This is a genomic window from Streptomyces nanhaiensis, assembly GCF_046614825.1.
GTDB lineage: Bacteria > Actinomycetota > Actinomycetes > Streptomycetales > Streptomycetaceae > Streptomyces > Streptomyces radiopugnans.
This window is the reverse complement of sequence record NZ_JBKJFM010000008.1, coordinates 58472-81359: the sequence shown is the minus strand read 5'-3', so window position 1 is coordinate 81359 and position 22888 is coordinate 58472. Positions and strand designations below refer to the sequence as shown.

Annotated in this window: 22 protein-coding genes; 9 read left to right on the top strand and 13 right to left on the bottom strand. The window is 73.1% G+C overall.

Annotated elements, in window-relative coordinates; all coding sequences use genetic code 11:
* Positions 1-75: 75 nt before the first annotated feature.
* From ACLIYP_RS04725 to ACLIYP_RS04715, 3 genes are all read left to right on the top strand, one after another.
* Positions 76-564: a YajQ family cyclic di-GMP-binding protein gene (locus ACLIYP_RS04725; protein WP_093660526.1), complete on the top strand. Its 489-nt coding sequence runs from the start codon at positions 76-78 to the stop codon at positions 562-564.
* 177 nt (positions 565-741) lie between these two features.
* Entirely contained in the window at positions 742-1134 is a 393-nt protein-coding gene (locus ACLIYP_RS04720; RefSeq protein WP_412711869.1) for a hypothetical protein, read from the top strand.
* A gap of 111 nt (positions 1135-1245) precedes the next feature.
* Entirely contained in the window at positions 1246-2193 is a 948-nt protein-coding gene (locus ACLIYP_RS04715) for a restriction endonuclease (protein WP_412711868.1), read from the top strand.
* 16 nt (positions 2194-2209) lie between these two features.
* Here the strand turns inward: ACLIYP_RS04715 and ACLIYP_RS04710 are convergent, their stop codons facing one another.
* From ACLIYP_RS04710 to ACLIYP_RS04655, 12 genes are all read right to left on the bottom strand, one after another.
* Positions 2210-2623: a YccF domain-containing protein gene (locus ACLIYP_RS04710; RefSeq protein WP_412711867.1), complete on the bottom strand. Its 414-nt coding sequence runs from the start codon at positions 2621-2623 to the stop codon at positions 2210-2212.
* The gene (gene htpX, locus ACLIYP_RS04705; protein ID WP_412711866.1) at positions 2620-3483 is read right to left on the bottom strand and encodes a zinc metalloprotease HtpX; all 864 of its coding nucleotides are present in this window, start codon (positions 3481-3483) and stop codon (positions 2620-2622) included. The genes ACLIYP_RS04710 and htpX overlap by 4 nt, the downstream gene beginning before the upstream one ends.
* A 144-nt stretch (positions 3484-3627) precedes the next feature.
* Positions 3628-5157, bottom strand: coding sequence for an NADH-quinone oxidoreductase subunit N (locus tag ACLIYP_RS04700; RefSeq protein ID WP_412711865.1), 1530 nt, complete (start codon positions 5155-5157; stop codon positions 3628-3630).
* Positions 5154-6749, bottom strand: coding sequence for a complex I subunit 4 family protein (locus ACLIYP_RS04695; protein WP_412711879.1), 1596 nt, complete (start codon positions 6747-6749; stop codon positions 5154-5156). The genes ACLIYP_RS04700 and ACLIYP_RS04695 overlap by 4 nt, the downstream gene beginning before the upstream one ends.
* 27 nt (positions 6750-6776) lie before the next feature.
* A complete protein-coding gene (locus ACLIYP_RS04690) occupies positions 6777-8873 on the bottom strand; it encodes an NADH-quinone oxidoreductase subunit 5 family protein (protein WP_412711864.1) in 2097 nt (698 codons plus the stop codon).
* A complete protein-coding gene (nuoK, locus tag ACLIYP_RS04685) occupies positions 8870-9313 on the bottom strand; it encodes an NADH-quinone oxidoreductase subunit NuoK (protein WP_412711863.1) in 444 nt (147 codons plus the stop codon). Before nuoK ends, ACLIYP_RS04690 begins: the two co-directional genes overlap by 4 nt.
* Positions 9313-9972: an NADH-quinone oxidoreductase subunit J family protein gene (locus ACLIYP_RS04680; RefSeq protein WP_412711862.1), complete on the bottom strand. Its 660-nt coding sequence runs from the start codon at positions 9970-9972 to the stop codon at positions 9313-9315. Before ACLIYP_RS04680 ends, nuoK begins: the two co-directional genes overlap by 1 nt.
* Entirely contained in the window at positions 9969-10592 is a 624-nt protein-coding gene (locus tag ACLIYP_RS04675; RefSeq protein ID WP_412711861.1) for a NuoI/complex I 23 kDa subunit family protein, read from the bottom strand. Before ACLIYP_RS04675 ends, ACLIYP_RS04680 begins: the two co-directional genes overlap by 4 nt.
* Complete coding sequence (locus ACLIYP_RS04670; RefSeq protein ID WP_412711878.1) at positions 10592-11554, bottom strand: complex I subunit 1/NuoH family protein; 963 nt, start codon at positions 11552-11554, stop codon at positions 10592-10594. Before ACLIYP_RS04670 ends, ACLIYP_RS04675 begins: the two co-directional genes overlap by 1 nt.
* A complete protein-coding gene (locus ACLIYP_RS04665) occupies positions 11551-12648 on the bottom strand; it encodes an NADH-quinone oxidoreductase subunit C (RefSeq protein ID WP_412711860.1) in 1098 nt (365 codons plus the stop codon). Before ACLIYP_RS04665 ends, ACLIYP_RS04670 begins: the two co-directional genes overlap by 4 nt.
* On the bottom strand, positions 12645-13346 hold the full coding sequence (locus ACLIYP_RS04660) for an NADH-quinone oxidoreductase subunit B (RefSeq protein WP_412711859.1): 702 nt from the start codon (positions 13344-13346) through the stop codon (positions 12645-12647). The genes ACLIYP_RS04665 and ACLIYP_RS04660 overlap by 4 nt, the downstream gene beginning before the upstream one ends.
* The gene (locus tag ACLIYP_RS04655; protein WP_412711858.1) at positions 13337-13744 is read right to left on the bottom strand and encodes an NADH-quinone oxidoreductase subunit A; all 408 of its coding nucleotides are present in this window, start codon (positions 13742-13744) and stop codon (positions 13337-13339) included. Before ACLIYP_RS04655 ends, ACLIYP_RS04660 begins: the two co-directional genes overlap by 10 nt.
* Before the next feature lie 174 nt (positions 13745-13918).
* Between ACLIYP_RS04655 and ACLIYP_RS04650 the strand changes: the two genes are divergently transcribed.
* From ACLIYP_RS04650 to ACLIYP_RS04625, 6 genes are all read left to right on the top strand, one after another.
* On the top strand, positions 13919-15268 hold the full coding sequence (locus ACLIYP_RS04650; RefSeq protein WP_412711857.1) for a sensor histidine kinase: 1350 nt from the start codon (positions 13919-13921) through the stop codon (positions 15266-15268).
* A gap of 113 nt (positions 15269-15381) precedes the next feature.
* Positions 15382-16035 carry a LuxR C-terminal-related transcriptional regulator gene (locus ACLIYP_RS04645; protein WP_412711877.1) on the top strand — a complete coding sequence of 218 codons (654 nt, stop codon included), beginning with the start codon at positions 15382-15384 and terminating at the stop codon, positions 16033-16035.
* A gap of 227 nt (positions 16036-16262) precedes the next feature.
* Positions 16263-18173 carry a 2-oxoacid:acceptor oxidoreductase subunit alpha gene (locus tag ACLIYP_RS04640; RefSeq protein ID WP_412711856.1) on the top strand — a complete coding sequence of 637 codons (1911 nt, stop codon included), beginning with the start codon at positions 16263-16265 and terminating at the stop codon, positions 18171-18173.
* On the top strand, positions 18166-19272 hold the full coding sequence (locus ACLIYP_RS04635; protein ID WP_412711855.1) for a 2-oxoacid:ferredoxin oxidoreductase subunit beta: 1107 nt from the start codon (positions 18166-18168) through the stop codon (positions 19270-19272). The genes ACLIYP_RS04640 and ACLIYP_RS04635 overlap by 8 nt, the downstream gene beginning before the upstream one ends.
* Positions 19273-19499: 227 nt before the next feature.
* Entirely contained in the window at positions 19500-20588 is a 1089-nt protein-coding gene (rarD, locus tag ACLIYP_RS04630) for an EamA family transporter RarD (protein ID WP_412711854.1), read from the top strand.
* Positions 20589-20818: 230 nt separating this feature from the next.
* Positions 20819-22165, top strand: a complete 1347-nt coding sequence (locus tag ACLIYP_RS04625) for a M28 family metallopeptidase (protein WP_412711853.1) — start codon at positions 20819-20821, stop codon at positions 22163-22165.
* A 15-nt stretch (positions 22166-22180) separates the two neighbouring features.
* Here ACLIYP_RS04625 and ACLIYP_RS04620 read toward each other — a convergent pair whose 3' ends face one another.
* Complete coding sequence (locus ACLIYP_RS04620) at positions 22181-22837, bottom strand: CGNR zinc finger domain-containing protein (RefSeq protein ID WP_412711852.1); 657 nt, start codon at positions 22835-22837, stop codon at positions 22181-22183.
* Positions 22838-22888: the final 51 nt, after the last annotated feature.

Here is a 22888-nt window from a genome sequence, read left to right as displayed (position 1 = left end):
CGGATGACTAGGCTGACGGCGCGGGCCGAGCCGGGCCGCACCCTGACGGATCTACGCACGAGGAGCCAATCCACGATGGCCGACTCCAGTTTCGACATCGTCTCGAAGGTCGAGCGGCAGGAGGTCGACAACGCCCTCAACCAGGCCGCCAAGGAGATCTCCCAGCGCTTCGACTTCAAGGGCGTGGGGGCCTCCATCGCCTGGTCGGGCGAGAAGATCGAGATGCGGGCCAACTCCGAGGAGCGGGTCAAGGCCATCCTCGACATCTTCCAGACCAAGCTCGTCAAGCGGGGCATCTCCCTGAAGTCCCTGGACGCCGGGGAGCCCCAGGTGTCCGGCAAGGAGTACAAGCTCTTCGCGTCGATCCAGGAGGGCATCTCCCAGGACAACGCCAAGAAGGTCGCGAAGATCATCCGCGATGAGGGCCCCAAGGGCGTCAAGGCCCAGGTGCAGGGCGACGAACTGCGCGTCAGCCACAAGAGCCGGGACGCCCTGCAGGAGGTCATCTCCCTCCTCAAGGGCAAGGACTTCGACTTCGCGATCCAGTTCACCAACTACCGCTGAGCACCGGGCCGGCGGTGGGCGCCGGCCGCTGGGCGAGGACGGACGGGCACCCGCCGGGCGGCGGGTGCCCGTCCGCGTTCCTCCGGGGCGGCGGGTAGGGCGTCCGGGAGATTGGCGGCACCGCGCGGCGGGCACCCGGAGGCGGGAACTTCCACGCTCACGGGCCCAGGAGGACGTATGGGAAAGAAGGCCGTTCGGGCCGCTCTGCCGGCCGCGTTGCTGTTCGGCGCGCTCTCGCTCTCGGGTTGCGGGGACGGCGGCACCGGGGAGGAGATCTCCGGGACCCTGGCCCGCAACAGCGCGGCCGAATCCGGCGAACTCGCCTTCGACCAGGCCGGGCACGAGATCGACGGCGACCTCACGTGCACCGACGAGGGCACCGGGGAGGACCTGCGGGTCACCTGCGAGGGCACCACCGTGGACGGCGGGGAGGCCCGGATGGTGGCCGACGCCGGCAGCGACCCGCGGATCGAGACGGAGGGCGGCGTCACGTTCGAGGGCTTCACGATCGTCGGCACGGTGGACGGCGAGCAGGTCTTCCGGGAGAACTGCATCGGCGTCGGCTGCTGACGTACGTGCAGCGGGTCGCTCCCGGCCGCCTGTTGAAACCGGCGGGGCGGGGCAGACGGCAGTAGCGAGCAGTGATGTTCCACGCCGAACCGCCAGGGGGGATCCGCACCGATGGCCGTATCCGCGCGCCGGACGCGTACGCCGGACCGCAAGCCCGTCTTCGACCTGCGGGTGACGGCCCTGGCCTTCGTACTGGCCGCCGTCGTCCTGCTGGGTGTGTGGTTCGCCGGACGCGTGGCGCTGGACGCGGCCCGGCAGCATCCGGTCGCGGCGGTGGCCGTCTGCCTGGTCGCCGTGCCCGCCGCCGTGGCCGGTCTGCGCGGCGGGCGCCGCTTCCGGGCGTCCAGGGCCGCTCGGCGGGCCGCCACGGTCCTGACCGAGGCCGCCGAGACCGCGCTGGACACGCTGGAGGAGGAGGTCCCGGGCGGGCCGGGGAGGGAGGACCGCGCGGGGCGCCCTCCGGAGCCCGCGGAGTACGCGGAAGCGGTGGAGTACGCGGAGCCCGGGGAGTACGCGGAAGCGGGCGGAGGCCCGGGGGCGGCGTTCCTCGCGGTCCCCCCTCCCCGGCCCGACTACGACGCCATGGAGGCGGAGGAGTTCGAGCAGGCGGTCGCGGCCCTGTGCGAACGGGACGGCTGCCGGGACGTGGAGGTCGTCGGCGGTGCGGGCGACCTCGGCGCCGACGTCGTCGCCACCGCCCCGGACGGGCGGCGCGTGGTCGTCCAGTGCAAGCGCTACAGCGACACCAACAAGGTCGGCTCGCAGGACGTGCAGCGCTTCGGCGGCACCTGCTACACCGTCCACGAGGCCCAGGTGGCGGCCGTGGTCACCACCGGCGACTTCACCGCGCCCGCCGCGGAGTACGCGCAGCGGTGCGGGATCCTGTGCTTCGACCGGCACGCCCTGGCCGCCTGGAGCGACGGCACCGGACCGGCTCCCTGGGAGGCGGTGCGGGAGGGCGCGGACGAGCCGCCGGCCGGGGCCGGCCGGCACGGCGGCCCGTGCGACGGCGCGTACGGCCAGGACGGCCTGTACGACGAGGAGGCCGCCCGGCCCTGAGGCCCGGCGGGACGGCCTAACGGGGGGCCGGGTTCCAGCGGTACGACGGGTACGCGGCGTCGCTGCGGACGATCTCGCGGCCCAGCGGCATCAGCGAGACCGGCACCATCTTGAAGTGGGCGATGCCGAACGGGATGCCGATGACCGTCAGGCAGAAACCGATGCCGGCGGCTATGTGCCCCAGGGTGAGCCAGATCCCGGCGAAGACCAGCCAGACGATGTTGCCCACGGCGGAGGCCGCGCCCGCGCCGGGCCGCTGGACGACGGTGTACCCGAAGGGCCACAGGGCGTAGACGGCGATCCGGAAGCAGGCGATGCCCCACGGGATCGTGACGACCAGCAGGAAGCAGACCAGGCCGGCGACCGCGTAGCCCAGGGCCAGCCAGAGGCCGGAGAAGACCAGCCACAGGATGTTGAGCAGCGTCCTCACAGGCGCCTCCCGGCCATGCGCTCGAGCCGGGCGATGCGCTCGGCCATCGGGGGGTGGGTGGAGAACATCCTGGACAGGCCGTCTCCGGGGCGGAAGGGATTGGCGATCATCATGTGGCTCGCGGTCTCCAGCCGGGGCTCGGGGGGCAGGGGCAGCTGCTTGGTGCCGGCCTCCAGCTTGGCCAGGGCCGAGGCCAGGGCCAGCGGGTCGCCGGTGAGCTGGGAGCCGGAGGCGTCCGCCTCGTACTCCCGGGAGCGGCTGACCGCGAGCCGGATCAGGGACGCGGCGAGCGGGCCGAGCAGCATGATCAGCAGCAGCCCGACCAGGCCCGGCCCTTCGTCGTCGTCCGAGCGCCCGATCGGGATGAACCAGGCGAAGTTGACCAGGAACATCACCACCGAGGCCAGCGCGCCCGCGACGGAGGCAATGAGGATGTCGCGGTTGTAGACGTGGCTCAGCTCGTGTCCGAGGACGGCGCGCAGCTCGCGCTCGTCCAGGATGCGCAGGATGCCGTCGGTGCAGCAGACGGCGGCGTTGCGCGGGTTGCGGCCGGTGGCGAAGGCGTTGGGCGCCTGGGTCGGCGAGATGTACAGACGGGGCATGGGCTGACGGGCGGCCGTGGACAGTTCGCGGACCGTCCGGTACAGGCCCGGGGCCTCGAACTCGCTGACCGGGCGGGCTCTCATGGCGCGCAGGGCGAGCTTGTCGCTGTTCCAGTAGGCGTAGGCGTTGGTGCCGAGCGCCAGGACGACCGCGACGAGCAGCCCGGTGCGGCCGAAGAAACCGCCGATGACGATGATGAGTGCGGACAGTCCCCCGAGTAGCAGGGCGGTCTTCAGCCCGTTGTGCCGGCGGTGCACGGTACGCCCTCCAGGTGGTGCGGCAGGGGGGATCCCCCGTGTGGCCCTTCGTTGCGGCGGTGCCTCCGTCCGAAGGCGGATTCGTGGACCCTTCCGATGAGGTCAACGCCACGTGAAGGCGCCGGGTTCCCGGGCCGCCCCGGTCTAAAGCAGCACGTCGGCGGCGAAGCGCAGGGCGAGCTGGGGAGCACCCGAAAGGCCGACGGCGATCAGCCCGGTCAGGGCGATCGCGGCCGTGAGCGGCGCGGCGACGCGTACGGGCGCGGGCGCGGCGGCGGGTGCGGGCGCGGGGGCCCGGAAGAGCTGCGCCGTCCACGCCAGGTAGTAGTACAGGGCGATCACGACGTTCACCGCCATCACCGCCGCCAGCCATACCAGTCCCGCGTCCACGGCCGTGGAGAAGACCGCGACCTTGGCGAACAGGCCGATGATCCCCGGCGGCAGCCCGGCCAGGCAGAGCAGGAAGAAGGCGAGGGCGAGGGCGGCCGGGGGGTGGGCGGCGTACAGGCCGCGGTAGTCGGTGATCCGGTTGGCGGCGGCACTCCGGCCGACGTGGGCGGCCACGGCGAAGGCGCCGAGGTTCACGGCGGCGTACATCAGGGCGTACGCGACGGTCGCGCCGACGGCCCGCCCCGGCTCGTCGGCGTACGCCGCCGCGGCGATCGGCACCAGCAGGTAGCCCGCCTGGCCTACGGAGGACCACGCCAGCAGCCGCACCGCGCTGTGCGCGCGCTCCGGGCGCTGGCGCAGGGCGGCGACGTTGCCGCCGGTCATGGTGAGGGCGGCCAGGACGGCGAGCGCCGGGCCCCAGACGTGGCCGTAGGAGGGGAAGGCCCGGACGGTCACCAGGATCAGCCCGGAGAAGCCGACCGCCTTGCCGATCACCGACAGGTAGGCGGCCACCGGCAGGGGGGCGCCCGCGTAGGTGTCGGGCACCCAGGAGTGGAAGGGGACGGCGGCGGTCTTGAACGCGAAGCCGACGAGGGTGAGGGCGACTCCGGTGGCGGCCAGGGTGTCCAGCCCCGGGGCGGTATCGCGCAGCTCCTCGGCGACCCGGTCCAGGTGCAGGGAGCCGGTCGCGGCGTAGACGAAGCTGACGCCCATCAGGCTGACGGCGGTGGCGGTGACCGAGGAGAGGAAGAACTTCAGGGCCGCCTCGGAGGAGCGCCCGTCCGCGCGGCGCAGCCCCACCAGGGCGAAGGAGGGCAGGGAGGCGACCTCCAGCGCCACGATCAGGGTCGCCAGGTCCCGGGCGGCGGGCAGCAGCGCCGCTCCCGCGGCGGAGGCCAGCAGCAGGAACCAGTACTCGCCGCGCGGCAGCGCCTCGTCCCGTACGGCCGTCATCGACAGCAGGGCGGAGATCAGGGCCGCGCCCAGCACCAGGAACTGGACGGCCAGGGTGAACGGGTCGGCGACGTAGGAGCACACCGCCGGGTCGGCGGTGAGGCAGAAGGTGGTGCGCTCGCCGCTCCGCAGGGGCAGCAGGCCGAGCACGGCGAGCGCGAGGACGGCGACGGTGACCGGCCCGAGGAGCGGCTTGCGGCGCTCGGGCAGGAACAGGTCGGCGACCAGGACGGCCAGCGCGCCCAGTGCGGCGAGGGTGGGCGGGGCGATGGTGAGCCAGTCGACGGACTGGACGACCGACCGGACGGGGTCCTGGGCGAGCGCGTTCATCGGCTGACTCCCGGCAGGAGGTTCTGCACGGCCGGATCGGTGAGCCCCAGGAGGATCGCGGGCCACAGTCCGGCCAGGACGGTGAGGACGACGAGCGGGATCCAGGCGGCGAACTCGTGGCCGCGTACGTCCGGCAGGGCCGTGCCCGGGGCGGGGGCGGCGCCGGGGGCGTGCGGCGTCCCCATGCAGACCCGGCGCACGACCACCAGCAGATAGGCGGCGGTCAGCACGGTGCCGAGGGCCGCGAGGGCCATGAAGACCAGGTACGCGGGCCGGCTGAGCCCGTCGGCGGGGTGGTACGCCCCGAGCAGCGCGAGCATCTCGCCCCAGAAGCCGGCCAGCCCGGGCAGGCCGAGGGAGGCGACGGCGCCGAAGGCGAGCAGCCCGCCCAGCCGGGGGGCGCGCCCGTACAGCGCCGCGCCCCCGCCGTGCTTCCCGCCGCCGTCGAGCGCGAGCCGGTCCAGGTCGGTGGTGCCGGTGCGGTCCTTGACCGCGCCGACGAGGAAGAACAGCAGGCCGGTGATGAGGCCGTGGGCGATGTTGGCGAACAGCGCGCCGTTGACGCCGGTGCGGGTGAGGGTGGCGACGCCCAGCAGCACGAAGCCCATGTGGCCCACCGAGGAGTAGGCGATGAGCCGCTTGAGGTCGCCTCCCGCACCGGACCGGGACAGGGCGAGGCAGGCCAGCGATCCGTAGATGATGCCGGTGACCGCGAAGGCGGCCAGGTACGGCGCGAGGGTGTGGATGCCGTCGGGGACGACCGGCAGGACGATCCTGACGAAACCGTAGGTGCCCATCTTCAGCAGGACGCCCGCCAGCAGCACCGAGCCGACGGTCGGGGCGGCGGTGTGGGCGTCGGGGAGCCAGCTGTGCAGCGGCCACATCGGCGTCTTGACGGCCAGGCCGATGCCGATGGCGAGGGCGGCCAGGAGCTGGGTGGTGTGGGTCAGTCCCCGGCCGCCGTCCTCGGCGAGCGCCGTCATGTCGAACGTCGGGCCGCCCTCGGCGCCCAGGCCGACCAGCAGCAGGCCCAGCAGCATCACCACGGAGCCGAGCAGGGTGTAGAGGACGAACCTCCACGCGGCCCGCTCCCGTCCCGCGCCGCCCCAGCGGGCGATGAGGAAGTACATCGGGATCAGGACCGTCTCGAAGGCCAGGAAGAACAGCATCAGGTCCAGCACGGCGAAGGTCGCCAGGGTGCCGGCCTCCAGCAGGAGCACGAGCGCGACGAACGCCTGCGGGCGCGGGCCCTCGGGAGGCCGGTGGTAGCTGTACAGGGCGCACAGGAAGGTCAGCAGCGCCGTCAGGACGAGCAGCGGCAGCGAGACGCCGTCGGTGCCGAGGTGGACGCGGACGCCCAGCGCCGGGATCCAGGCGATGTCGGTCTCGGCCTGCATGGTGCCGGGCCGGTCGTGGTCGAAGCCGAGTGCGAGCAACACGGTGGCGGCCAGCACGGCGCCGGTGACGGTGACGCCGTGGCGCAGCACGGCCTGCTCCGGGCCGCGCCCCCGCAGCCCGGGCGGGGCCGGCAGCAGGGCGGCGCCCGCGCCGAGCAGGGGCAGGGCGACGACGGCCGCCAGGAGCAGCCGCATCGCGGTGTCGTTCAGGGGGATCACTGGTCACGCTCCGGCGGCGACGAGGGCGGCGGCCACGGCCAGGACGAGGGAGCCGGCGAGCAGGAGACCGAGGTAGGTCTGCACGTTGCCGGTCTGGGCGCGGCGCACGGCCGCGCCCAGCAGGCGGACGGTGCCGCCGGCGCCGCGCACGTAGGTGTCGACGACCTCGCGGTCGAGGAACCGCACCAGCCGTGCCGCGGCCAGGACCGGGCGTACGGCGACGGCCGCGTAGAGGGCGTCGAGGTGGAAGCCGCGGGCGGCGTGGCGGTGCAGCGGGCCGAGGAGGAGCCGGCCGGGGTCGGCCGGGTCGTCGGCGGCGGCGATGTCGCCGTAGACCGCCCGGTGGGTGGCGATGGCCTCGGCCTCGGAGACCGCCGGCTCGGCCTCCGGATGGGCGGCGACGGCACCGAGCGGGGCGCGGGCGGCGGCGGTGGCGGTGCTGTGCCGCCAGGCCGCGTACATCACCACGATGCCGACGGCGGCCAGGCCGGTGCCCAGCACGGAGGTGGTGAGGGTGGGGGCGAGGGAGCGGCCGTCGAACCAGTCGGGCAGGGCGCCGTGGAGCAGCCCGACGGCGATGGTCGGCCCGGCCAGCGCCCACAGCACCGCGTTCATGACCGCCGGCTGCCTGGCGCGGCCGGACGCGGTGCCCCCACCGGACGCGGTGTTCTCGGCGGACGCGGTGTTCTCGGCGGACGCGGTGTTCTCGGCGGACGCGGCGAAGCCGCGGCCGTGGAAGGCCAGCAGCCACAGCCTGGTGGCGTACGCGGCGGTGAGCGCGGCGGTCAGCAGCCCGGCGAGCAGGACCGTCCAGCCCACGGCGGACGGAACCGCGTGGGCGGCCCCGCCTGCGGGGTCGAGGGCGGCGTGCTCGGCGGCGGCGAGCACGGCCTCCTTGGAGAAGAAGCCGGCGAAGGGAGGCACGGCGGCCAGAGCCAGCAGGGCGACGGTCATCGTCCAGTAGGCGTCCGGCGCCCGCCCGGCCAGACCGCCGGTGCGGGACATCGCGGCCAGGGAGTTGGTGCCGGCCGCGTGGATGAGCACACCCGCCGCGAGGAAGAGCAGTGCCTTGAACACTCCGTGGGAGATGAGGTGGAAGACGGCCGCGCCGCGGTCGGCGACCGCCAGGGCGCCGGTCATGTAGCCGAGCTGGCCGACGGTGGAGTAGGCCAGGACCCGCTTGATGTCGTCCTGGGCGAGGGCGGCGAGCGCCGAGCCGACCATGGTGACCGCCGCCATCGCGGCCAGGACGGCGAGCGCGGCGGCGGAGGACGTGAAGACGGGCAGCAGCCGCGCGACGAAGTAGACGCCGGCCGCGACCATGGTGGCGGCGTGGATCAGCGCGGAGACCGGCGTCGGGCCCGCCATCGCGTCCGGCAGCCAGGTGTGCAGCGGGAACTGGGCGGACTTGCCCGCGACGCCCGCGAGCAGCAGCAGCGCGATGACGGTGGGGTGCTCCAGCTCGAAGCCGGACAGCGGAGAGGTCAGCCGGGTCACGATGGTGCTGATCCGGAAGGTGCCGGCCTCGGAGGCCAGCGCCAGGATTCCGATGATGAACGGAACGTCGCCGAGTTTGGTGACGAGGAACGCCTTGAGGGAGGCGGAGCGCGCGGCGGCCGTCTCCCAGTAGTGGCCGACCAGGAAGTACGAGCAGATGCCCATGACCTCCCAGCCGACCAGCAGCACGATCAGGTCGTCGCTGTAGACGACCAGCAGCATCGCGGCCGTGAACAGGGAGACCAGCGCCGCGTAGGAGGGGTAGCGCGGGTCGTCGCGGAGGTAGCCGGTGGAGTAGATCTGCACACAGGAGGCGACGGCGGCGACCAGGACGGCCACGAGGACGGCGAAGCCGTCGAGGTGGAAGGCGAGCTCGACGGGGAGGGCGTCGTTGCCGGTGGGGGTCAGCAGGGTCGCACCGGTCAGTGCGCCCTCCCCGCCCTGGCGTACGGCGACGGCCGTGGCGAGGGCGGCGGAGGTGAGGGTGGGCAGGACGGCCAGGGGGCGGACGTAGGCGGGGGCGCGGCGGCCGAGGAGGAGCCCGGCGAGAGCGCCGAGGAAGGGCAGCAGCGGGACGAGGACGGCGAGGGTCGTGGTGCTCACGCGGTGGCCTCTCCCCTGGTCAGGCGCGTGTCGGTGGGTCTTCCGGCGTGGTCGCCCGCAGAGCTGCCGGCGGGATTGTCGGTGGCGTCTGCCACAGTGGCCTCGTCACTGTCACTGTCGGTAGCGGTCCGGTCGGTTTCGGCGAGGTCGCGGAGCCGGTCGATGTGGGAGGTGCCCCGGTTGCGGTGGACGAGCAGCACGATGGCGAGGCCGATGCCGATCTCGGCGGCGGCGATGGTGATGGTGAAGAGGGTGAGGGCCTGGCCCGCGTGGAGGGTGTCGCGGAGCCAGACGTCGAAGGCGACGAGGTTGAGGTTGACGGCGTTGAGCATCAGCTCGACCGACATCAGGACGAGGATCGCGTTGCGCCGGGCGAGGACGCCGTACAGACCGGTGCAGAAGAGGAGGACCGCCAGGACGGCGGGGTAGGCGAGATGCATCAGCGCTCTCCCCCGCCCGCGGCCGGGGTTCCGTTCCCGCTCCCGCCGTCGCCGTGGCCGCCGCCGGTCCCGTTCCGTCCGTTCCCGCGGCGGGAGAGGACGATCGCGCCGACGAGGGCCGCGAGCAGCAGGACGGAGAGGGCCTCGAAGGGGAGCACCCAGTGCTGGAAGAGGATCCTGCCGGTGACGTCGGTGGTGCCCTGCGGTGCGCCGTCCTCCAGGTCGATCCAGGTGGTGCGGAAGGCGTCCACCACGACGGTGACCAGGACGGCCGCGGCGGTGACGGCGACCGCGAGGGCGACGGGGCGGTTGCCGGAGTCGGCGTCCGGCGAGCGGCCGATGGGCGCCCTGGTGAGCATCAGTCCGAACAGGAGGAGGACGACGACGGCCCCGACGTAGATCAGGACCTGCACCCAGGCGATGAACTCGGCGGACAGCAGCAGGTACTCGACGGCGATCCCGCCGAGTGCCACCACCAGCCACAGGGCGGCGTGCACCAGTTGCCGGGTGGTGACGGCGGTGATCGCGGCGCCGAGGGTGAGGAGGCCGACGAGCAGGAAGAGGATCTCGACGCCGGTGGGCGACAGGAAGCCGGGGGTGCCGGAGGCGGCCTCGGCGGCCGAGGCGGCCGAGGCGGCGAGGTCCACGGTGGCGCTCACGCGTCACCGTCCCGCTGCGGTGTCCCCGGCTGCCCGGTCCCGTGCCGCCCGGCCTCGCGCCGACCGGTCTCTTGCTGCCCGGTCTCACGGCCGCGGGCTTCGGCGGCGAGCTGCTTCTCGGCGGTCTTGCGGGCTGCGGCGATCTCCTTGGGCTCCTCCGCGGCCGGGTCGAGCGGCGGCGGGGCGGGCACGGTCCACATCCACTCGCGCAGCCGGTCCCGCTCGTGGACGAGATCGCGGATGTCCGTCTCGGCGTACTCGAACTCCGGTGACCAGAAGAGCGCGTCGAAGGGACAGACCTCGATGCAGATACCGCAGTACATGCACAGGGAGAAGTCGATGGCGAAGCGGTCCAGGACGTTGCGGCTGCGCTCGCGCCCTCCCGGAGCGGCGGGCGGCACCGTCTCCTTGTGGGAGTCGATGTAGATGCACCAGTCGGGGCACTCGCGGGCGCACAGCATGCACACCGTGCAGTTCTCCTCGAACAGCCCGATCACCCCGCGGCTGCGGGCGGGCAGCTCGGGTTGGACGTCCGGGTAGTGCGCGGTGACCGAGCGCCGGGTCATGGTGCGGAGGGTGACGGCCAGGCCCTTGGCCAGGCCGCTGCCGGGAACGGCCATTACTGGATCACCACCTTGACGACGCCGGTGAGCGCGATCTGGAAGAGGGCCAGGGGGACGAGCACGGTCCAGGCGAGCCTCTGGAGCTGGTCCTCGCGCAGCCGGGGGTAGCTCACCCGCAGCCAGATGACGACGAAGGCGAGGACGGAGGTCTTCAGCAGTGTCCACAGCCAGCCGAGGTCGGCGGCGAACGGCCCGTGCCAGCCGCCCAGGAACAGCACCGTGGTCAGGGCGCACAGCACGACGATGCCCGCGTACTCGGCGAGCAGGAAGAGCGCGAAGCGCAGACCCGTGTACTCGGTGTACGCGCCGAAGATGATCTCGGAGTCGGCGATGGGGGCGTCGAAGGGCGGGCGCTGGAGTTCGGCGAGCCCGGCGGTGAAGAAGACCAGGGCGCCGATGGCCTGCCACGGCACCCACCACCACTCGAACGCCTCCAGGATGCCGGGCAGCGAGAGCGTCCCGGCGGCCATGGCGACGGAGGCGGCGGCGAGCAGCAGCGGCAGCTCGTACGCCATGAGCTGGGCGGCGGTGCGCAGGCCCCCCAGGAGGGAGAACTTGTTGGCCGAGGCCCAGCCGCCCATCAGGGAGCCGAGCACGCCGACGCCCATCACGGCGAGCACGAAGAAGATCCCCGCGTCGATCGCCTGGCCGACCATGCCGTCCGGGCCGACCGGGATGGCGATCAGCACGAGGAGGTAGGGGATCAGGGCGACGGCCGGCGCGAGCTGGAAGACGCGGCGGTCGGCGTCGGCCGGTACGACGTCCTCCTTCTGCGCGAACTTCACGCCGTCGGCGACGAGCTGGGCCCAGCCGTGGAAGCCTCCCGCGTACATCGGGCCGACGCGGCCCTGCATGTGGGCCATCACCTTGTGCTCGGCCTGGCCCACCACCAGGGGCAGGACGAGGAAGGCGAGCAGGACGGCCAGCAGCCGCCAGGCGACGTCGAGCACGTCCATCAGGTGCCGCCTCCCGTCGTTCCGTCCCCGGCACCGCTGTCACCGGCACCGCCATCACCGCTGCCGGTGCCGTCGTCACCGCCGTTGGTGCCGCCGGGGCCGGGCTCCCGCGTGGCCTCGCGTTCCGGTTCCGGGGCGTCGCCCTCCGGGGCGTTCGCCGCCGAGGCGCCGCCGCCCTCGTCGAGCGGGACCTCCGTCCGCTCGTCCGCCGCGTGGACACGGCGGGCGGCCTCGGACGAGGTCTCGCCGGACGGCTCCACCGGCTTGAGCCAGGGTGCGTCCGTGCTGCGCCGTCCCGGCTCCGCGGCGGCCCGCTGACTGGCCGAGCCCTCCGACGCGCTGCGGGAACGGCGCGGCGCGGCGGCCTCCTCGGAGGCCGCTTTGGCGGCGCGCTGGCTCGCGGAGCCGGCGCTCGCGCTGCGGGTGCGCCGCGGGGGCCGCTCCCCCGCGGCACCCGCCGCCCGGCCGCGTGCCGGGCGGGCGGCGGGCGCGGGGAGCTGCCCCTTCAGCGGACCCCACTCGTTCGGGTCGGGCACGCCGGGAGGCAGCGTCTGCCGCCGCCTCGGACCACCCTCCGCGGGCTCACCGGGCTCCTTGGCACCGGGCCACGCCTTGGCGACACGGGCCGCCAGCACGAAGTCCTTGCGCAGCGGATGCCCCTCGAAACCGTCGGGCAGCAGCAGCGGGGCCGGGTTCGGGTGGCCGGCGAAGGAGACGCCGAACATCTCGTGCGTCTCCCGCTCGTGCCAGGCGGCCCCTGCGTACACGCCGGTGGCGGTGGGCAGTTCGGGATTCCCGTGCGGCACGGTCGTCCGCAGCAGCAGCCGCCGGACCGGTGTGCCCAGCGCGGCCAGGTGCGCGCAGACGCGGAATCCCTCGCCCGGCTCGTCCACGGCGCTCAGCCAGTCGAAGAACGTGCAGCCCAGCTCGTCGCGCGCGATGGTCAGCGCCTCGGTCCAGCGGGCGGCCGGCACGTCGGCGGTCAGCAGCCCGTACGCCTCGGCCGCGCTCGCGCCCTCGCCGAAGACCTCCTCGGCGGGCCGGGGCAGCCATCCGGCGGCGGACGGCCGCGGGTCCGGTGGGTTCTGCCCGTTCATGCGCGCCCCTCCCCCGGTGCAGGGCCAGGAGGCGGGGGCGGGGGTGGTGCGACCAGGCCGCTGGTCAGGGCCGCTGCCGAGGGCCCCGGCCGCGCGGCAGGGCCGGCCGGGGCGGACGGCCCGGCCGGCGCGGGCCCGGAGGCGTTCCCGTAGCGCTCGGCCGTCGACTCGCCGGCGATCTTCTCCTGGAGTTTGAGGATGCCCTGGAGCAGCGCCTCGGGCCGGGGCGGGCAGCCGGGCACGTAGACGTCGACCGGGATGATCTGGTCCACGCCCTTGGTGACGGAGTACGAGTCCCAGTACGGGCCGCCGCAGTTGGAGCAGGCGCCGAAGGAGATCACGTACTTCGGTTCGGGCATCTGCTCGTACAGCCGCCTGATCGCCGGGGCCATCTTGTCGGTGACCGTGCCCGAGACGACCATCAGGTCGGCCTGGCGCGGCCCCGGCGCGAAGGGGATGACGCCGAGGCGGATGAAGTCGTGACGGGACATCGACGCGGCGATGAACTCGATCGCGCAGCAGGCCAGCCCGAAGTTGAAGACCCACAGGCTGTAGCGGCGGCCCCAGTTGAGGACCACCTTCATCGGCTCGGGGGCGAGCCGGGCCAGCCCTCCCAGGCGGCGGGGCTCCGGCGGGCCGGCGGGGACGGGGGGACCGGGGGTCTCGGGGGTCCGGGGGGACCGGGAATTCATGTCCATGCCAGAACGCCCTTCTTCCAGGCGTAGAGCAGTCCCACGGCCAGGAAGCCGAGGAAGACGAACATCTCCACCAGTGTCACTCCGCCGAAACCCGGCTCGGCGAAGACCGTCGCCCAGGGGAAGAGGAAGATCGAGTCGACGGCGAAGACGACGTAGAGGAAGGCGTACACGTAGTAGCGGATCTGGGTGTGCGCCCAGCCCTCGCCGACGGGGTCCACCCCGCACTCGTAGGTCAGCAGCTTCTCCGGTGTCGGCACCACGGGCCGCAGCAGCCGCCCGGCGCCGAAGGCCGCCGCCACGAAGAGCACCCCGACGACCGCGACCAGCCCGACGACCGCGTAGCCGTGGAAGTAGTCCGGCACGTCCGCCCCTCGCTGTGTGGTGTTCGCATCGGTCACGACGCTCCGTTCGGAAGGGGAGTCTAGGCCCTGGGCCCGCGCACGGAAGCGGGCCTCCACCACACCCGCGCCCGGCCACGGCCGCCACCCCGCCCGGCGGTGGGGTTAACCCCACCGCGTCCCGCCCACGGACCCCATGGCGGCGCGCCCCTGGCGCCCGGCAGTCTTGTGCCCATGACCGCGAGCCCCCCGACCTCCGGCCGCGCCGCGCCCGACGGCCCGCACGCCCCGTACGGCACGCCCGCCCCTGCCGCCGCGGAGGCGGCGGACGCCCCGGAGACATCGGTCACACCGGATGTGCCGGTCGCCCGTCACGCCCCGCAGGCAGCCGGGGCCGCACGGACCGGCGGGGCCGCCGAGGCCGCACGGACCGGCGAGGAAGGCCGGCTGCCCCCGCCTCGGGCCCCGCTCGGCGCGCGGACCTGGAAGGAGATCGCGCATCTCCTGCTCAACCTGCCGATGGACATCGTGGGCTTCCTCTACGTCTCCGTGTGGGTCTACTCCGGCCTGCTGCTGTCGGTCACGGTCGTGGGGCTGCCGGTGCTGGCCCTGGGTCTGGTGGGCTGCCGCCTGTTCGGCAGGGCGGAACGGGCCCGGGCACGGCTGCTGCTCGGGGTGCGGGTCGAGGAGCCGACGCCGATCCGGCACCGGGTGCACGGCGGTTTCTTCCCCTGGCTGTGGACGAGCCTGAAGGACCCGGTCGGCTGGCGGCACGCGCTCTACTCCTTCGTCCGCCTGCCCTGGGGCATCGCCACCTTCACCGTCTGCCTCGCCTCGCTCTTCGTCGCCTGGCCCGCCCTGCCGTGGCTGGCGCGCGGGCTGACCCACGTGGACCGGGTGATGGTGCGTTCGCTGCTGTCGCCCTCGGACGAGCTGGAGCGGCGCATCGCGGAGCTGGAGTCGGGCCGGCGGGCGGTGGCCGACACCGCCTTCGCCGATCTGCGCCGTATCGAGCGCGACCTCCACGACGGTGCGCAGGCCCGCCTGGTCTCCCTGGCCATGGGCCTCGGACTGGCCAGGGAGAAGCTGCTGGAGGATCCGCAGGCCGCCGCCAGGATGGTCGACGAGGCCCACGGCGAGGTGAAACTCGCCCTCGCCGAGCTCCGCGACCTCGCCCGCGGCATCCACCCCGCCATCCTCACCGACCGCGGCCTGGACCCCGCGCTGTCCGACGTCGCCGCCCGCTGCACCGTCCCCGTGACCGTCTCCGTGGACATCCCCGCCCGCCCCGCGCCCGCCATCGAGGGCATCGCCTACTTCACCGTCTCCGAACTCCTCCAGAACGTCGGCAAGCACAGCGGCGCCACCGGGGCCTCGGTCGACCTGTGGCGCTCCGGCGACCGCCTCCTCATCCGGGTCGCCGACGACGGCCGCGGCGGGGCCCGAGCCGATCGCGGCACCGGCCTGGCCGGCCTCACCGAGCGCCTGGGCTCCGTCGACGGCCTCCTGCTGGTGGACTCCCCCGACGGCGGGCCCACCACCGTCACCGCCGAGCTGCCCTGGCGCGATCCGGCCGGCGGCTGACCCCGGTTTTCCACAGCCCCCGCACCGCCGGGTCCCGGTCCTGGGATGCTGTGCACAGGACTCGGACGACGGGGGAGCGGAGAACCGTGGATGAAGCGCAGGACAGGGTGCGGGTGGTCATCGCCGAGGACTCGGTGCTGCTCCGGGAGGGCCTGACGCGCCTGCTGGACGACCGCGGCCACGAGGTCGTCGCGGGCGTGGGCGACGGCGAGGCGCTGGTGAAGGTCGTCGGCGAGCTGGCCGACGCGGGCGAGCCGCCGGACGTGGTGGTGGCGGACGTGCGGATGCCGCCGTCGCACACCGACGAGGGGCTGCGGGCGGCCGTCCGGCTGCGCGCCCGCCATCCGGGCCTGGCGGTGCTGGTGCTGTCGCAGTACGTGGAGGAGCAGTACGCCACCGAGCTGCTGGCGGGCTCCGGCCGGGGTGTGGGCTATCTGCTCAAGGACCGGGTCGCCGATGTCCGCGAGTTCGCGGACGCGGTGGTCCGGGTGGCCCGCGGCGGCACGGCGCTCGACCCGGAGGTCGTCGCGCAGCTGCTGGGCCGCAGCCGCAGGCAGGACGTGCTGGCGGGGCTCACGCCGCGCGAGCGCGAGGTGCTGGAGCTGATGGCCGAGGGCCGTACGAACTCCGCGATCGCCCGGCAGCTCGTGGTCAGCGACGGGGCGGTGGAGAAGCACGTCGGCAACATCTTCCTCAAACTGGGCCTGGCGCCGGGCGGTGAGGACCACCGCCGGGTGCTGGCCGTGCTGACGTATCTGAAGTCGTAGTCCGGTGGCGGTCCCGGGCCGGTGGGCAGCAGGCCGGCGAGAGGACCGCCGACGGAAGGCACAACCGTGCCGGGGCTCCAGAGGGGCTCCAGAGCACCGCCGGAATATGCGCACGCCCCCGAGTGTCGTCTCATCCGAGCGTCCAGCATGTGACCGACCGCAGGAAGGTCACCCTTACCCACGTACGATGGCTGACGAGCCGCCGCCTCAAGGGAGGTCCCAGTCCAGTGACCAGCCAGGTCAGTAGCCCAGCCGATCAGCAGCGCTCGCCCGGCTCACCGGCCAAGGAGGTCCGGCGACTGGAGCGGGTCATCATCCGTTTCGCCGGCGACTCCGGCGACGGTATGCAGCTGACGGGTGACCGGTTCACCTCGGAGACGGCGTCGTTCGGCAACGACCTCTCCACGCTGCCCAACTTCCCGGCCGAGATCCGGGCGCCCGCCGGGACGCTGCCGGGCGTGTCGTCCTTCCAGCTCCACTTCGCCGACCACGACATCCTCACCCCCGGTGACGCGCCCAACGTCCTGGTGGCGATGAACCCGGCCGCGCTGAAGGCGAACATCGGCGACCTGCCGCGGGGCGCGGAGATCATCGTCAACACCGACGAGTTCACCAAGCGCGCGATGGCCAAGGTCGGCTACGCCGCCAGCCCGCTGGAGGACGGCTCCCTGGAGGCGTACCGCGTCCACCCGGTCCCGCTGACGACGCTGACGATCGAGGCGCTGAAGGACTCCGGTCTGGCCCGCCGGGACGCCGAGCGGGCGAAGAACATGTTCGCGCTGGGCCTGCTGAGCTGGATGTACCACCGGCCCACCGAGGGCACCGAATCCTTCCTGCGCAGGAAGTTCGCCAAGAAGCCGCAGGTGGCCGAGGCGAACGTGACCGCCTTCCGGGCGGGGTGGAACTTCGGCGAGACCACCGAGGACTTCGCCGTCTCCTACGAGGTCGCCCCGGCGTCGGCCGCCTTCCCGCCGGGCACCTACCGCAACATCTCCGGCAACCTGGCGCTGTCCTACGGACTGATCGCCGCGTCTCAGCAGGCGGACCTTCCGCTGTACCTGGGCTCGTACCCGATCACCCCGGCCTCGGACATCCTCCACGAGCTGAGCCGCCACAAGAACTTCGGCGTGCGCACCTTCCAGGCCGAGGACGAGATCGCGGGCATCGGCGCCGCGCTGGGCGCCGCCTTCGGCGGTGCGCTGGCCGTGACCACCACCTCCGGCCCCGGTGTCGCGCTGAAGTCCGAGACGATCGGGCTCGCGGTCTCCCTGGAGCTGCCGCTGCTGATCGTGGACATCCAGCGCGGCGGCCCCTCCACGGGCCTGCCGACCAAGACCGAGCAGGCCGATCTGCTCCAGGCGATGTACGGGCGCAACGGCGAGGCCCCGGTGCCGATCGTCGCCCCGGCCACCCCCGGCGACTGCTTCGACGCGGCGCTGGACGCGGCCAGGATCGCACTGACGTACCGCACCCCGGTCTTCCTGCTGAGCGACGGCTACCTGGCCAACGGCTCCGAGCCGTGGCGGATCCCGGAGCCCGACGAGCTGCCCGACCTGCGGGTGCAGTTCGCGACCGGGCCGAACCACACCACCGAGGACGGCACCGAGGTCTTCTGGCCGTACAAGCGTGACCCGCAGACCCTGGCCCGCCCCTGGGCCGTGCCGGGCACTCCGGGTCTGGAGCACCGCATCGGCGGCATCGAGAAGCAGGACGGCACGGGCAACATCTCCTACGACCCGGCCAACCACGACTTCATGGTCCGCACCCGCCAGGCCAAGGTCGACGGCATAGAGGTGCCGGACGCCGCCGTCGACGACCCCACCGGCGACGCGAGGGTGCTGGTGCTGGGCTGGGGCTCGACATACGGGCCGATCACCGCCGCGGTGCGCCGCCTGCGCGCCACAGGCGAGAGGGTCGCCCAGACCCACCTGCGCCACATCAACCCCTTCCCGGGGAATCTCGGCGAGGTGCTGAAGCGCTACGACAAGGTGATCGTCCCCGAGATGAACCTCGGGCAGCTGGCCACCCTGCTGCGGGCGAAGTACCTGGTCGACGCCCAGTCGTTCACGCAGGTCCGCGGCCTGCCGTTCAAGGCCGAGCAACTCGCCACCGTTCTGAAGGAGGCCATCGATGGCTGAGACCACGACGGAGGCGCCCACCTTCGAGGCGCTCTCCCTGGTCCCCAAGGCCGACGGCAAGCAGACCATGAAGGACTTCAAGTCCGACCAGGAGGTCCGCTGGTGCCCCGGCTGCGGTGACTACGCCGTCCTGGCCGCCGTCCAGGGCTTCATGCCGGAGCTCGGGCTGGCGAAGGAGAACATCGTCTTCGTCTCCGGCATCGGCTGCTCCTCCCGCTTCCCGTACTACATGAACACCTACGGGATGCACTCCATCCACGGCCGCGCCCCGGCCATCGCCACCGGGCTGGCCTCCTCCCGGCCGGACCTGTCGGTCTGGGTGGTCACCGGTGACGGCGACGCGCTGTCCATCGGCGGCAACCACCTCATCCACGCGCTCCGCCGGAACGTGAACCTGAAGATCCTGCTGTTCAACAACCGGATCTACGGGCTCACCAAGGGCCAGTACTCCCCCACCTCCGAGGTGGGCAAGATCACCAAGTCGACGCCGATGGGCTCGCTGGACGCGCCCTTCAACCCGGTGTCGCTGGCGATCGGCGCGGAGGCCTCCTTCGTGGCCCGCACCGTCGACTCCGACCGCAAGCACCTGACGAGCGTGCTGCGGGCGGCCGCCGATCACCCGGGCACCGCCCTGGTGGAGATCTACCAGAACTGCAACATCTTCAACGACGGCGCCTTCGAGGTTCTGAAGGACAAGGAGCAGGCGCTGGAGGCCGTGATCCGGCTGGAGCACGGGCAGCCGATCCGCTTCGGCGCGCCGTTCGGGGCGGAGCGGGGAGGCGACGGCCTGGGTTCCAAGGGCGTGGTCCGCGACCAGGCCACCGGGGACCTGAAGGTGATCGACGTCACGGTGGAGGGCACCGACGGCGTCCTGGTCCACGACGCCCACGCCGCCTCCCCGACGACCGCCTTCGCCCTCTCCCGGCTCGCCGACGCCGACACCCTGCACCACACCCCCATCGGCGTCCTGCGCGACGTACGCCGCCCGGTCTACGACAGCCTGATGGCCGAGCAGCTGGAGAAGGCCGTCGTGCAGAACGGCAAGGGCGACCTCGGCGCACTCCTGTCCGGCAACGACACCTGGACGGTCGTGGGCTGACAAGCACGTCCGCCCGCGCGAGGGGCCGGTCCCGCCTGGCGGGACCGGCCCCTCGGCCGTTCCCGCGGCGGGGTCCGGCCGGAGCGCGCCGAGTGTGCGGGGTGGAGCACGATACGTAAGCACCGTATGCCGGAACGGGAATGACAGCAGGGACGTACGGCGCTACCGTCTTGAGGTCGGCCAGACAGGCCGGTCCGGTCGGACCGGCCGCCCCCGGAGGAGGAACGTTGGAGTCGCAGGGCGAGCAGCGCACGGGATTGTTGTTCGGCTTCGCCGCCTACGGGATGTGGGGTCTGCTCCCCCTGTACTGGGCGCTGCTGGAGCCCGCCGGCGCCACCGAGGTCCTGGCCCACCGGATGCTGTGGTCGCTGCCCACCGCGCTGGTCATCCTGGCCGCGCTGCGCCGCTGGGCGTGGGTGCGCCCGCTGCTGCGCGATCCCCGCAGGCTCGGGCTGATAGTCCTGGCGGCAGGGTTGATCTCGGTCAACTGGGGCCTGTTCATCTGGGCCGTGGGGACCGGGAAGGTCATCGAGGCGTCGCTCGGCTACTTCATCAACCCGCTGATATCCATCGCCTTCGGCGTTCTGCTGCTGCGTGAGCGGCTGCGGCCCGCCCAGTGGGTGGCCGTCGGCATCGGGGCGCTGGCGGTGGGGGTGATGACCGTCGCATACGGCCGGCTGCCCTGGCTCTCACTCGTCCTGGCCGTCACCTTCGCGCTCTACGGCCTGATCAAGAAGGGCGTCCGGCTGGACGGGGTGGCGAGCTTCGGGGCCGAGACGGCCGTGCAGTTCCTGCCCGCGGCCGCCTTCCTGGTCTTCCTGGGCTCGCGGGGCGAAGCCACCTTCGCCACCGAGGGCGTCGGGCACGCGCTGCTGCTCTCCCTCGCCGGGCTGGCGACCGCGCTGCCGCTGATCTTCTTCGGCGGGGCGGCCGTACGGCTGCCGCTGTCCACGATCGGCCTGCTGCAGTACCTGGCACCCGCCTCGATGTTCCTGCTGGGCCTGCTGGCCTTCGACGAGGAGATGCCGCCCGAGCGCTGGGCCGGCTTCCTGCTCGTCTGGGCCGCGCTGTGCCTGCTCACCTGGGACGCCCTGCGCACCGCTCGCCGCTCGCGGGCACGGCTGCGGGCGGCGGCCGCGGCGGCGGCCGCACGGGCATCGCGGACGGGCGACGGGGAGGCCGGGGGCTCGGAGATCGGGGAGGCCGGGGAGGCCGGGGAGGCCGGGGGCTCCGAGACCGGGGAGGCCGGGGAACCCGGCCGCCGGACGGACCGCCCGGCGGTGGCCGGTACGCCGTCGGACGCCGCGAAGGGCTGATCCCCGGAGACCTGCCGCGGCCGGTTCAGGCCGCTCCCCCTTCTGAGAACCTTCACGGGGCCTCCGAAGGGGGAACGGGCGGAATCAGCCATTCCGCAGCGCGCCGCCGACCGACCGCACGTCAGCACGCAACTGTCCGATATGCGAACACTTATGTCCGAATTCCGCCCTTGACGGCGCACCGGCGCCACATCAGCATCATGCCCACGTCAACCCCCACAGGAGGCATGATGCCCACTCGCGCTGGACGACGGCTTCCCCGAAGATCCCCACTCCACCGCGCCGTTCTCGGAGCCGGACTCGCCGGTGCGCTCGCCGCCGGGCTGCTCACCGCGACGACCGCGCCGGCCGCGGCCGGTGCAGCCTCGGCCGCGGCGGCACCGGACATCCCGCTCAGCAACGTCAAGGCGCACCTCTCGCAGTTCCAGGCGATCGCGAACGCCAACGGCGGCAACCGCGCCCACGGCCGCCCCGGCTACCGGGCGTCGATCGACTACGTCAAGGGCAAGCTGGACGCCGCCGGCTACACCACCACCCTCCAGCAGTTCACCTACAACGGGACCACCGGCTACAACCTGATCGCCGACTGGCCCGGCGGCGACAGCGGCGCCGTCCTCATGTCCGGGGCGCACCTGGACTCGGTCAGCAGCGGTGCCGGCATCAACGACAACGGCTCCGGCTCCGCCGCCGTCCTGGAGACCGCCCTGGCCGTGGCCCGTGCCGGGTACCGGCCCGACAAGCACCTGCGGTTCGCCTGGTGGGGAGCCGAGGAACTGGGACTGGTGGGCTCGAAGCACTACGTCAACAGCCTCCCCGCCACGGAGCGGTCGAAGATCGACGGCTACCTCAACTTCGACATGATCGGCTCGCCGAACGCCGGTTACTTCGTCTACGACGACGATCCGGCCATCGAGAAGGTCTTCAAGGACTGGTTCGCCGCCAGGGGCGTCCCGACCGAGATCGAGACGGAGGGCGACGGACGGTCCGACCACGCCCCGTTCAAGAGCGCGGGCGTCCCCGTCGGCGGGCTGTTCACCGGTGCCGGACGCGTCAAGACCAGCGCCCAGGCGCAGAAGTGGGGCGGCACCGCGGGGCAGGCCTTCGACCGCTGCTACCACTCCTCCTGCGACACCACCTCCAACATCAACGACACCGCCCTGGACCGCAACAGCGACGCCGCCGCCCACGCGGTGTGGACGCTGAGCTCGGGCACCGCCACCCCGCCGCCGCCGGACGGTGGCGTCTTCGAGAACACGGACGACCACCAGATCCCCGACCCGGGCACGGTGGAGTCCCCGGTCTCCGTCACCGGCCTCTCCGGCAACGCCCCGGGCGACCTCGAAGTCGGCGTCGACATCAAGCACACCTACCGCGGTGACCTCGTCATAGACCTGGTGGCCCCCGACGGCAGCAGCTACCGGCTGAAGAACAGCTCCTGGGACTCGGGCGACGACGTGACCACCACCTACACCGTCAACGCCTCCTCCGAGGCGGCCAACGGCACCTGGAAACTGCGCGTCCAGGACGTCTACCGCTCCGACTCCGGCTACATCGACAGCTGGCGGCTCACCTTCTGACCCGTCCGCTCCCCCTCACCTCCCGGGCTCCCCGGACTCAGAGTCCGGGGAGCCCCCGGCCGCCTCCCCCTCCTCGCGGCGGGCGCGCAGCGCCCGGACCTTGTGGCGGTTGCCGCAGCGCTCCATCGAGCACCAGCGGCGGCGGCCGGGGCGCGAGGTGTCCGCGAAGACCAGAAAGCAGTCGTCCGACGCGCACTCCCGTACCCGGTGGGCGTACGGGCCGCCGAACAGGTCGACGGCGTCGCGCGCGACGGTCGAGAGCAGATGCGTACCGGTCGCGCCCGGCCCCCACTCCCTGACCCAGCCCCGCCCGCCGTCCTGCCGCAACCGAACCGGCAGCGGAGGGCGGGACGCGCTCTCGTTGACCACCGCAACGTCCTGCGGGCGCGGGGCGCGGCCGTGCGCCCGGTCGACCGCCATCCGCCACAGCGCGGCGCGCAGCTCCTTGGCCGCGGCCAGCTCCGCCTCCGTCACCTCGATGGAGGGCGCGGGGCGCAGCCGGGAGCGGGCGGCCCAGACCACGAGGTTCGCCGGCTCGTGCAGCACCTCGTGGCGCGCGTACCTCCCGGGTCCGCCCGTCGGCAGCAGCTCGAGGCACAGGGATCCCGGATCGAAGCGGTAGGGCACCCCTTCGGGTGAGTGCAGCACCAGACCTGTTGCGGACTCCGTCACGTAACCAATATAACTGGTTACAGGCCAGAGGGAAGTCCGGCGAACGGGAGA